Raw genomic sequence first — 11,375 nt, forward strand, 5'->3', positions numbered from 1 at the left:
GCGGCCGCCGAGCCGCGGCCGCCGAGCCGCGGCCGCCGAGCCTCGACCGCGGCGGACCATCGCGCGCACCGGCACGTCCTGAGCGCGCAGCCGGCCGAGGACCGTGCGACCCACGCCACCACCGGCTCTGGCGATGAGAACAAGGTCACTGGCCACCATCGGCCGATCTCCTTCTGAGCGGAGGTGTGATCACACGCGGGTTTCAGGTGCGGCGGATGGCCCGCACGGCAGTGTCGTAGAGGCCGAATAGGTCGACCTGTCCGCCCGCGTGCACCCACTCCTGCGACGCTGCCTGGAGGCAGGTGGTCGCCGCGGCTGCGATCGCGCGTGCCTGGAGGGCGCGATGGTCGGAGTCGGGCAATCGCGGCTCGATCAGCGGTGCGAGCAGATCCTGCCAGCGGGCCTGCTTCTCGGCGTGTCCGGCGCGCAGGGACTCGTTCCCGAACAGGAGCGTCATCATCTCGAGCCGGTGCTCGGGGGTGGTCTCGATCTCCTCGATCACGTGGAACGCCGCGCGCAGCGACGCCCAGGGATCCTCGTCGGCCGGACGCTCGGCGAATCGTGCGGCGATCAGTTCGCCCTGTTCGGACAGGCCGCTGAGCGCAAGGTCCTCCTTGTTGCGGAAGTAGTTGAACAGGGTCCGCCGGGAGACGCCCGCCGCGGCGGCGACCTCCTCGACCGTCGTGTCGTCGTAGCCCTTGGCAGCGAACAGCTCGAGAGCGGTGCGGGCGAGCAGCGAGCGGACCACGGCGCGGGTCTGCTCACGGATGGGTGTCGACTTCTGGGCCATGCACCCATGGTACAGCCATTCATGTCATGCAGCTACTTGCACTGAGTGCATAGTTGTGCGTAGAGTGAATGGCATGAGCAAAATCGACTACAGCAACCAGACCACCATCGTCACCGGCGCCAGCTCCGGCCTCGGCGAGGAGTTCGCCCGCCAGTTGGCCCGCCGCGGCTCGAATCTCGTGCTCGTCGCCCGCCGGGCGGACCGGCTCGAGAGCCTGGCCGGCGAACTCACCCGCGCCCACGGCGTCACGGTGACCGTCGTTGCCCGCGACCTCGGCCTGCCCGATGCCGGCCGCACGCTCCGCGCCGAGCTCGAATCCCGCGGCATCCACGCCACGGGACTGGTCAACAGTGCGGGCTTCGGCACCCACAACGCCTTCCCAGACGAGGATCCGGAGCGCCTCCAGGACATGATCGCGCTGAACGTCGGCGCCCTCGTCGACCTCAGCCGCGCCTACATCGACCCGCTGACCTCCGCCGGCACCGGCATCCTGATCAACGTCGCGAGCCTGCTGGGTTTCCAGCCGACCCCTTACCTGAGTGTCTACGGCGCCACCAAGGCCTTCGTCCTCAGCTTCACGGAATCGCTGTGGGAGGAGACCCGCGGCACCGGTCTGCGCGTCCTCGCCGTGTGCCCCGGTGCGATGCAGACCGAGTTCTTCGACGCAGCCGGCAGCCAGGCGGCCGACTACGGCACCAAGCGCGCAACCCCCCAGGATGTCGTCCGGATGGCTCTCGAGACGCTCGACCGTCGCTCCGCCCCGCCGTCAGTGATCACCAACGGCCGCCCGCTCGCCCTCGCCAGCAAGTTCCTGCCGCGGCGCCAGGTCGTCCGGACGATGGGGTGGATCCAGCGCCGCGCCATGAGCCACGCCTGACACCACACCGAGCGGGGCCCGACGGGCGCCGCTCCCGCCTCCGTACCACCGACATCAACCACCGATGGGGGAGCAGTCCCATGACAGACACCATGTCCGACGTGCCCGAGTCCGGCACCATGTCCGACGTGCCCGAGTCCGGCACCATGTCCGACGTGCCCGAGTCCGGCACCATGTCCGACGTGCCCGAGTCCGGCACCATGTCCGACGTGCCCGAGTCCGGCACCATGTCCGACGTGCCCGAGTCCGGCACCATGTCCGAACCGAACACCGCGTCCGCCGGCCGGTCCGACCGGGAGCGCTTCGGCGACATCCTCGCCGTCCAGCGTGCCGCCTATCTTCGCGACGGGGCGCCGTCGCTGACGAAGCGGCGCAGCGATCTGAAGAAGTTCAAGGCGGCCATGCTCGCGCGACGCGGCGCCCTCGAGGAAGCGATCAACACCGACTTCGGCCATCGCTCGCGCCACGAGACGGCGATGATGGAAGTCCTGGGCGTCGTCCAGGGCATTGACTACCTGATCCGCAATCTCCGTCGATTCATGCGCCCGACCCGCCGCCACACCGCCCTGCACATGCGTTCCGGCAGCAATCGCATCGAGTATCAGCCGCTCGGTGTGGTCGGCGTCATCGCGCCGTGGAACTACCCCGTCAACCTGTCGCTGATGCCGGTGGTCACCGCGATCGCCGCGGGCAACCGCGTCATGCTCAAACCGTCGAAGTTCACACCGGCGACGAACGCCGTGCTCGCGTCGATGCTCAGCGAGCTCTTCCCCGAGGAACAGGTCGCCATCGTCAGCGGCGACGGTTCCGCGTTCTCCTCCCTGCCGTTCGATCATCTGATCTTCACCGGGAGCACCGCCGTGGGGCGAGCGGTGATGAAGGCGGCGAGCGAGAACCTCGTCCCCGTCACGCTCGAGCTCGGCGGCAAGTCGCCGACCATCGTCGCCAAGGGCAGCGTGCGGGACCGCACCGTGTCCGCCATCGTCTGGGGGAAGCTCCTCAGCGGCGGGCAGACCTGCATCGCCCCGGACTACGCCCTGGTGCACGAATCCGAGGTCAACACTTTCATCGAGAGCTACGACAGGCTGGTGAAGGCCGCTTACCCCGACGGCCCGACGAGTGAGGACTACACCTCGATCGTGAACGACCAGCAGTATTCGATCCTGATCGACCTGATCGACGACGCTCGTGCCCACGGGGCGCGGATCATCGAGGTCGGACACCGGCCCGCCGACGCCTCCCGTCGTCCTCACACCCTCGCGCCGACTGTCGTGCTCGGCGTCACCGACGAAATGAAGATCGCCCACGAGGAGATCTTCGGTCCGATCCTGCCGATCTTCTCCTACGGCGATATCGATGACGCCATCGACTACGTGAACGCACGACCGCGGCCACTCGCGCTCTACTACTTCGGCGACGACGACGCGGACCGACGCAAGGTGCTCGACCGCACGACGTCCGGCAACGTCACCATCAACGGCACGATCCTGCACGTCGGCCAGGACGATCTTCCGTTCGGCGGCGTCGGCGAAAGCGGCATGGGCAAATACCACGGCATCGAGGGCTTCCGAACGCTGAGCCACCCTAAGGGCATCTTCGTGCAGGGCCGCTGGAACACCACCAACCTCCTGCGTGCCCCGTTCGGCAAGCGGGCCGACGCTTTGCTCAATTTCTTTCTCCGATGAACACCGCCGACTCAGCATGCCGTCCCGCAGGACGCCGGCCTGGTTCATCGCGCGCAAGCCCCGCGGCTTGGTGTGGCCGCCGCGATCCAGTATGACCACGTCCACGTCACCATGATCCTCGGCTACAGCGGCACCTACGACTCCGGCTTCCCCACGAGCTCGCCTTCGAGCAGTGGCTGCACCGGCTGGAGGAGCTGGTCGAGGCCGATCAGCGGCTTCAAGCCGGTGAGCACGTCAGCGGGTCCGCCGCCGACACCTACAGGCAGCGGGTCCAGTTGGGCGCCACCCAGTTCAGTGGCCGGGTGCTGCGGGCACCCACCGCCACACCGTCGACGTGGCCTACTGATCAGCGTGGGCGGCTGAGGGCGGCCTCGGCCAGATCCGTCCACTTCTCGGCCGAGGAGTGGGGCACGACCACCCAGTCCTTCATCGCCCTGCCCTGCCCCGAGGGGTCGAACAGGGACGCCCCGGCCAGCTGGAGCGCGGCTGCGTGTTCGGGGGTGTCCCTGACCAGCCGGAACACCATCGCGCCGTCGCGCTGCAGGCTCGCGAACACCTTCCCCGCCTGATCTTTGAGCGCGGGACTCCCCATCATCCTGGAGATCCGTACACCCAGGTCGGCCAGCTCGGCGCCGACCTGCTTGAAATCCTCTTCCGCGCTCATCGTCAGTCGGTCCCAAACTTCATGGCGGCGTGGTCGAGCAGCACGTCGTGGCCGGGGCTCTTCCCCGCGTGACGCGATCGCCTCGGCCCCGCCTTTCCGGCAGTACGGCGGTCAGGCTAGTCGTCATGGCGGCACCGATCAAGGGCGGATGCGGGGTGCGGGTTTGTCGACCGGTTGTGCCTGCTCGGCTCGGTGTCCGCGCCTCTTGGACCGGCCACGGCGCGCTCAATGAGGTCGGCGTGGCCTACTTCGACCCGGCCTGCCCGCCGCAGAGCGCCGTCTTGACGAGTCCGTCCAGCAGCTTCGGATAATCCTTGGCGATGTCGACTGCGGCGTCGCCGGCGGTCAGCGAGGCGGTCAGGGTCTTGCTGCCGTCGGGCGTGCTGTACATCAGCGCCGCGTAGCCCCCCGGTGGGCTGCTCACGTGGTGGACGCGTGGAGTGCTCCGCGCTACCTGCGGTAGCCACCTTTTTGTGGGTACTTGTCGGCCGCCCCATGGCGGCCTGAAGCTTGGTCGTGCGGGCCGAAGGGCCCTCACATCCAGATGAGATGGGGAGGTTGGCGGTGTCTCAAGAGACTGGCTGCGATGCGGCCAGCTTCTCTAGGCGGCGATGGCCCCAGTCGGAAAGCGGTGCCAGCGCTTCGGAGAGCTCATGGCCGAATGAGGTCAGGGAGTAGACGGTCTTCAGCGGCCGTACATCGTGCACCTCCCGGTGGACCAGTCCGTCGGCCTCCATCTCCCGCAGCGTCTGAGTCAGCACCTTCTCGGTGAGGCCCGGCAGCCGCCGGCGTAGCTCACCGGGGCGGCGCGGACCGGATTCCAGGAGCCAGAGCAATATCGTCTTCCACTTGCCGTCGATCACGGCGATCGCGGCGGTCACTCCGCAGACGTTCGGGTCCTGGGCACGGCTGCGCGTCATCTTCATCCCCATTCATCACCGTTTGCTCATTATCGAGGAGTTAAGGCATGACCTCACACGCTGAACAGTCTGCCGTCACCGTGCTCGGCCTGGGGCCGATGGGCCGGGCCCTGTCCAGTGCCTTCCTGGACGCCGGCCTGCCAACCACGGTTTGGAACCGGACGCCGGGCAAGGACGGGGCGTTGGTCGAGCGGGGCGCGGTCAGCACCCGATTGCCCGAAGAGGCGGTCGCCGCAAGCAGGTTGACCGTGGTCTGCGTGGTGAACTATGACGCGGTGGACGCCATCGTGCGGCGCGGTGCGGTCACCGACGCGCTCAAGGGGCGCACCGTCGTGAACCTGACCGCCGACACCCCGGACCGGGCCCGAGACACCGCGACCTGGGCGGCCGAGCACGGCATCGGGTACCTGGACGGTGCGATCATGACGCCGATCACGACCATCGGCACACCGGCCGGGGTATTCCTGCACAGCGGTCCTGAGGGGCTTTACCGCGAGCACCGGCCGGTGCTGGACGCTCTGGGTGGCACCCACACCCACCTCGGTGAGGACGTCGGCCGGGCGGCTGCATACGACATCGCCTTGCTCGACATCTTCTGGACCGCGATGGCGGGGTATGCGCACGCGCTGGCGGTGGCAAGAGCTGAAGGGGTCACCGCGCGGGAGCTGGCGCCGTTCGCCACAGGTATCGGTACGATCCTTCCTCCGCTCTTTGAGCAGCTCGCGGAGGACGTGGACAGCGGCAGGTTCTCCGGTGAGGGCAACCCGATCACCTCGGCGGTGTCGTCCATGGCCCATATCGTCCACACCTCCGAGGCCCATGGCATCGAGGCGGGCGTGATGCGTGCGGCCGAAGGCCTGGCGCGCCGCGCCATCGGACGGGGCCACGGCACCGACGGCTTCCTCCGGATCACCGAGATCCTCAACCCTCGGTGAGGTGATCGATAGTTGGCGCCTTGGGCGTCAGAGGGGCGCGGGCGCCCCGCGTGCCCACGCGGGGCGCCCGCGTCTCTAGTCGCAGGCCTTCGCTGTGGTGCCGCTGCCCTTGTTGGCGCGACCGACCCCGGTCGTCACCGTGCCCGTGGCCTTGGCGCATACGCCGCTGGGGGCGTAGACCATGTTGCCCCAGTGGTGCCCGCCGTTCCCGGGCCGATAGGTAAAGGATCTGCTCTTGGTGCTGGTGAAGACGGTGATGGTGCCGGAGCCTCTCGTGGCGACCGACACCTCGCCCCAGTTGGTGCCGCAGTGGCGGGAGTAGAACAGCCGGATCGTGCCCAGGCTGTCCCCGACCTCGTTCCTCAGGGAGGCCTTCTTCCCGGTGTTCACCTTGGACTTGGCGCACCCGCTGCTGTAGGGATCCTTTCCGTCGTACGGGTGAACGCTCGCCGGCTCTGCGGTCCTCGAGACAGAGAGGGAGGCGGCGTCGGCCGCACCGTTCATCAGACCGGCGGCTATAAGACCACTGGCCAGGGCGGTGCCCGTGCCGAAGGCGGCCATCTTCCTGGAGATCGACGTAATGGTGCCGTGACTCATAAAGTGACGGCGGGCCTGCTTGTCAGACTGCATCGCCCGGCCCGTTGTCCCGTCGTTTGGACGTCTGGCCTTTCGCGGTCCACTCTTGCGGTAGTCAGGCTCGCGAGTCTGTGTCGAAGTGCACACTGGCGGAACTTTTTGACCGGCTGACACCACGGACGACGGCCGGTGCGGGACGTCGGCGCGACTCCGCCGGGCGACCCAGCCTCAGCGGGACTTCCCGGCCCCGATCAGTCCGCGGCAGCTGACGGCCTGGGAAGCGCCCGAAATACTGGCGGCATCGCCGCGATCGACAGCGCCGCGAGTAGACGCCCCGGTGCCTGACCGCGCATCCAGCCAGCAGAGCGGGCACCGATGACTTCCGGGCGGCAGTGTCGTCTAAGCATTGGCACCAGGCCACAGACGCTGCGGCCACGCGAGCGCTGCTGCCCGGGACACGCACGGTCCTCGACGGCCTTCTCGCCGACGAAAAACCTCAGCGATGCGTCCTGTGACTTCGACTCAAGCACTGAGGGCTCGCGCGACCGTGAGGCTGTCCTCGTAGATGTGGTAGCGGACGATGAGTCCTTCCTCGACCGAGAGGTGTAGCGCGAACGGCGAGGTGTAGGCGGTGCCATTGCCTCTCACCGTCTGCGCGATCTCTCCGAGCACGACAGCATCCGCGCCGTCGACCAGGATCCGCGCGACCGACGTGCCGTTCAGTTCGGGCACATGATGGGCGCTCAGTGACCGGAAATGGTCCGCCACATCGGCCCGGCTCGACCGCGGTCGGATCCACGGCACCGCCGGATGCCCATCAGCGGGCCAGTCGAGCCGCCAGTCGAACTGCTCGGCGAACAACTCGGCGGTGCGGTCATGATCGCCCTCGGCGATCCGGCGAAGCAACTCTTCCACGATGGCGCGGGTGTCACGACTCATGTCAGGAGTTTTTCCGGTCCCGTGCGGCCTGTCGATTACCTCCCACGTAAGCGAGACCCCATTCAGGGGCAGGAACGCGGCCACGGCGTAGAGGGCCCACCGCCAGCCCGAACCGGGTCTGCAGATCCGTCCCTTGAGCGAGCAACCTGGTCCGCCATCAAAGCTCGCCATGGAACCGAAACCGGACTTCCACCGTCCCTTCGATAGAAGGGATCGACCCAACCGCCTACAATTCGTATCAGTCCCGTGACAGCCCGTTCGTCGACTCCGCTGGACCCCGTTCGAACAAGGAGTACGAATCGGTGAATCCACACGCGCTTGCCCACCGAGCACACCGACACGGCTGGGATGTGCAGACCGTCCCGCGATCCTCCGGCCCTACGGTCATCCTGCGGCGTGATGGCTGGCGTCTGGAAATCGCGTTCGACGGTCACGCACCCAAGGAGGCCACTGCCAACGAACCCGGTCACAACGTCGGCAGACAGCTCAACCTCCGCTCGATCAACGACTTCGTGCGACAGCCACGGACAGATCGGTTATCTCGCCCGTGCCGCGATCGGCGGCAGGGCACCAGTCGCACGAGCGATCATGAAGCGGGCGAGCATCTGGACGACCGACAGAGCGACCGCGAGCAGGACGCCATACGAGATGATGAACGATGATCGTCATCCGACGTGGGTGACGTCATCCGAACAGCTGAGGCCCGCCGTGCTCCTCATGAGCACGTCAGCCGCCTCGCCTCGCGCGCTGCGTGCCGGGGTGAAAAAGGCCCCGGTCCCACGCCAGGTGCCGGGGACCGGGGCGAATCGCTCGTTTCAGGGTGTCGAGCCGAAGCGGAACGCGGCGAGCCGGATGTCTCCGTGCAGGTTCACCTGCAGGTCATGGATGCCTTCCGGAGACGTCTTCAGGTCTTCGGCGACGGTCGTCCACGTGTAGCGGCACCCGGTGACCGGCACCGGGATCTCGGCGAGCAGCCGGTCACCCGCCAGGAACTCCAGCTTGCCCGCACTCAGACCGGCGACCTCGGCCTCGATGCGGATGGCCCCGGACAGGTCGGTGGAGCGGAACAGCAGCGTCGCGGGCTGGGCCTGGCTGGTGGGAGCGACCGCGTCGCCGGTGGTGCGGGTGGCGTCGACCAGGGTGATGCCCGTGTGGTCGTCGAAGTCGACGGCCGAGGTGCTCCTGCCGACGACGACGCGCGGCCCGGGCGTGGGACCGCTCACTGTGATCGGCGCCGCCTGGGTGATGTCACCGGCGGAGCGGCCCACCAGCACCTCATAGTCGCCGGGGTCAAGGGTGAAGGCCCCGCCGGCCACGTCCCAGTGAGCGAGATGCTCGGCTGACAGCCGGAAGGTGAGTTCTCGGCTCTCGCCCGGTGACAGCACGACCTTGCGGAAGTCGGCGAGCCGCAGCCCGGGGGCCTCGTAGCGAGCGTTCAACACTCGGACGTAGAGCTGCACCACCTCGGATCCCGGCCGGGTTCCGGTGTTGGTCAGCGTCATCGAGACGTCGACCGCACCGTCCGTAGCCAGGGTCCCCGAGGAGAGCCGCAGGTCGCCGTAGGCGAACTCCGCGTAGGAGAGTCCGTGGCCGAAGGGGTACAGCGGGGCGGCCCCGTGGTACTGGTAGGTCCAGCCCGCCTTGATGATGTCGTAGTCCAGCGGGTGCGGGAGCTCGTCGTCGCCGCGATACCACGTCTGCGGCAACCGCCCCCCGGGGTCGGCCTCGCCGAGCAGGACGGCAGCCAAGGCTCGGCCGGTTTCCTGCCCGCCGTGGGAGGTCCACACCATGGCGGGCAGGTGCTTGTCGGCCCAGTCCAGGGCGTAGGGGTAGCTGCTCATGGTGACGAGCACGGTTTCGGGGCGGACCTCGGCGATCGCGCGCAGCAGCGCCTCCTGCCCCGCGGGCAGCGCGAGATCCCGGCGGTCTTCCGTCTCGCGGCCATTGATCAGCGGATGGTTGCCGAGCACCACGATGGCGACGTCGGCGTCCTCGGCGGCGGCCCTGGCCTCCGCCGTACCGTCATGCAGGAGTTCCCGCTCCCAGCACTCGGCGGCGGCGGGGGTTTCGGCGGTGACGCTGAGCCGCCCGTCGACGGGGTCGACCGCGGCGTACCGGCCGGTGCGAACGTTGCGCAGCACCACACCACCGGGGACCGGTTCGAGGTGGAAGGTCTCGTTGATGAACCAGGTCTTGAGCACCTCCCGGTCTGCGGCCAGTGAACCGTCGTCCTGGACGCTGAGGTAGCGGCCAGTGGCGGCGTCACGCAGGGTGAACGCCCCGCCGCCCCAGTCGACGACCTCGAAGGAGGACCCGCCCAGCAGCTCACCGGTGGAGCGGGCCCGCAGCGCGATCCGGTCGGCCCCTTCCACGCGGACGACCTCGCCGAGCGTCTCGTCCAGGCCCGCCGCGACGCTGATCTGGTAGGGCAGGGTGCCGCTGTACCAGTCCTCGAACAGGGTGTCCGCGAGGGGTCCGATGACCGCCACACGAGGAGTGCCCGCCAGGGGCAGCAGGCCGTCGTTCTTGAGCAGCACCACCGACTCGGTCGCGGCGCGCAGGGCGAGAGCCCGGTGTTCGGCGCAGTCGATCACTTCGGGACCGATGGCGGCGTACGGGTCGAGGTCCGGGTCGAACTCCCCGACCCGGAAACGCAGCGAAAGTTGCCGTCGCACCGCGCGGTTGATGTCGTCCTCATCGATCAGTCCCCGGCCCAGCGCCTCGCGGAGCCTGCCGACCGGAGTTTCGCTGTCCTCGCCATGGTCGGTGAAGCTGTCGATGCCGGCCTTGAGCGCGGCGGCATGGGATTCGGCGTGGTCGTCGAAGTAGTGCTCCAGATCGACCAGGTTGGACGGCGCCTCCGCGTCGCTGACCACGAACAGCTCGTGCCCGGTGGGCTCGGCCCAGCGCCGCAGCTCCGTCTCGATGAGCGGGCTGACGTGGCAGGGACGGCCGTTGACCAGGTTGTACGCGGCCATCACGCCGGTGGCCAGGCCCGAGGCGACCACTGGCCGGAACGCTGCCAGGTCGTATTCCTGCAGCACACGGGGACGGACGCCGGAGGAGGTGATGCATCGGTCGTCCTCGTTGTTGTACGCGAGGAAGTGCTTGAGCACCGGGGCCGCACGAAGGAAGGTCGGATGGTCGCCGGTCAGACCCCGGCAATAGGCCACGCCGAGACGCGCGGTGTGCACCGGGTCCTCGGAGTAGCCCTCCTCGTTGCGCCCCCAGCGCGGGTCGCGCAACAGGTTCACCACGGGAGCCCACGCCTGCAAGCTGTTGGCGCCGGAGCCGATCATAGGAGGGCGGTGGCGGTGGAAGGCGCGCAGCTCGACCGAGATGGCCTCGGCGACCAGCCGTACCAACTCCTCGTCCCACGTCGCCCCCAGGCCAACTGCCTGCGGAAACACCGTCGCAACTCCCAGCCACCCCACGCCGTGCAGGGCTTCGGTCCCGGTGCGGAACGAGGCGATGCCCCCCAGACGCGGCACGGCAGGCGCGTACTGGTGCAGCATCGCGATTCTTTCGTTGAGCGTTAACCGTTCGAGTAGATCGTCGACGCGCTTGCGGATCGGCAGTGCGGGGTCCCTGAAGGGAACCGTGTCAGCCGCGGACAGAGACGGGGAGCTCACGGTGTCAGACCTCTAAGCAGGCTCGATGGGACAGTGGTCAGCGGAGCGCATCGAAGCTGTCACGAGCCTGACCGACTGTCAATGCCTCACCGGAGGAAAACTTTCGTTTAATAACTTCCCTTGTGGTGTCGGAAACATGTCATGAGTCTTGCGGCAACGCAGAAGCGCTTCGACGACGGGGCCACCCGGCGAGTGGAGGGCCTGGGAGCGGCCGAGCCGTTGCGGCCGGCGCATGCGGGTGGCCATGCACGCGGAAACGTGCGGGAAACAATCCCTTGACAACTGGTGTGTCCGGAATCGAGAGTAATGGGCATTCCGCTGACTACGTAGTCAGCCGGAAGGTCTGCCCAGTCTGAC

Annotated in this window: 10 protein-coding genes; 3 read left to right on the plus strand and 7 right to left on the minus strand. The window is 68.1% G+C overall.

Going from position 1 to position 11,375, the window contains the following annotated elements:
• Positions 1-202 precede the first annotated feature (202 nt).
• The gene (locus tag OHA25_RS23365; protein WP_327589622.1) at positions 203-790 is read right to left on the minus strand and encodes a TetR/AcrR family transcriptional regulator; all 588 of its coding nucleotides are present in this window, start codon (positions 788-790) and stop codon (positions 203-205) included.
• Positions 791-863: 73 nt separating this feature from the next.
• On the opposite strand from OHA25_RS23365, the gene OHA25_RS23370 reads away from it, so the two are divergent.
• Together OHA25_RS23370 and OHA25_RS23375 are read left to right on the plus strand one after the other, a co-directional pair.
• On the plus strand, positions 864-1,667 hold the full coding sequence (locus OHA25_RS23370; RefSeq protein ID WP_327589623.1) for an SDR family NAD(P)-dependent oxidoreductase: 804 nt from the start codon (positions 864-866) through the stop codon (positions 1,665-1,667).
• An 80-nt stretch (positions 1,668-1,747) separates the two neighbouring features.
• Entirely contained in the window at positions 1,748-3,352 is a 1,605-nt protein-coding gene (locus OHA25_RS23375) for a coniferyl aldehyde dehydrogenase (RefSeq protein ID WP_327589624.1), read from the plus strand.
• 346 nt (positions 3,353-3,698) lie between these two features.
• Here OHA25_RS23375 and OHA25_RS23380 read toward each other — a convergent pair whose 3' ends face one another.
• The 3 genes from OHA25_RS23380 to OHA25_RS23390 form a co-directional block, all read right to left on the minus strand.
• Positions 3,699-4,016, minus strand: a complete 318-nt coding sequence (locus tag OHA25_RS23380) for a hypothetical protein (protein WP_305915621.1) — start codon at positions 4,014-4,016, stop codon at positions 3,699-3,701.
• Between the two features lie 244 nt (positions 4,017-4,260).
• Complete coding sequence (locus tag OHA25_RS23385) at positions 4,261-4,440, minus strand: hypothetical protein (protein ID WP_327589625.1); 180 nt, start codon at positions 4,438-4,440, stop codon at positions 4,261-4,263.
• A gap of 145 nt (positions 4,441-4,585) precedes the next feature.
• Positions 4,586-4,942 (minus strand): winged helix-turn-helix transcriptional regulator, encoded by a 357-nt coding sequence (locus tag OHA25_RS23390; protein ID WP_371825747.1) that lies wholly within the window; start codon positions 4,940-4,942, stop codon positions 4,586-4,588.
• Positions 4,943-4,983: 41 nt separating this feature from the next.
• Between OHA25_RS23390 and OHA25_RS23395 the strand changes: the two genes are divergently transcribed.
• Entirely contained in the window at positions 4,984-5,871 is an 888-nt protein-coding gene (locus tag OHA25_RS23395) for an NAD(P)-dependent oxidoreductase (RefSeq protein WP_327589626.1), read from the plus strand.
• A 75-nt stretch (positions 5,872-5,946) separates the two neighbouring features.
• Here the strand turns inward: OHA25_RS23395 and OHA25_RS23400 are convergent, their stop codons facing one another.
• From OHA25_RS23400 to OHA25_RS23410, 3 genes are all read right to left on the minus strand, one after another.
• A complete protein-coding gene (locus OHA25_RS23400) occupies positions 5,947-6,468 on the minus strand; it encodes a DUF2690 domain-containing protein (protein WP_327589627.1) in 522 nt (173 codons plus the stop codon).
• A 501-nt stretch (positions 6,469-6,969) separates the two neighbouring features.
• The gene (locus tag OHA25_RS23405) at positions 6,970-7,470 is read right to left on the minus strand and encodes a nuclear transport factor 2 family protein (RefSeq protein ID WP_327589628.1); all 501 of its coding nucleotides are present in this window, start codon (positions 7,468-7,470) and stop codon (positions 6,970-6,972) included.
• Between the two features lie 731 nt (positions 7,471-8,201).
• Complete coding sequence (locus OHA25_RS23410; RefSeq protein ID WP_327589629.1) at positions 8,202-11,018, minus strand: glycoside hydrolase family 3 C-terminal domain-containing protein; 2,817 nt, start codon at positions 11,016-11,018, stop codon at positions 8,202-8,204.
• Between the last annotated feature and the right edge of the window lie 357 nt (positions 11,019-11,375).

The organism is Nonomuraea sp. NBC_00507 (assembly GCF_036013525.1).
In the GTDB taxonomy this organism is placed as follows: Bacteria; Actinomycetota; Actinomycetes; order Streptosporangiales; family Streptosporangiaceae; genus Nonomuraea.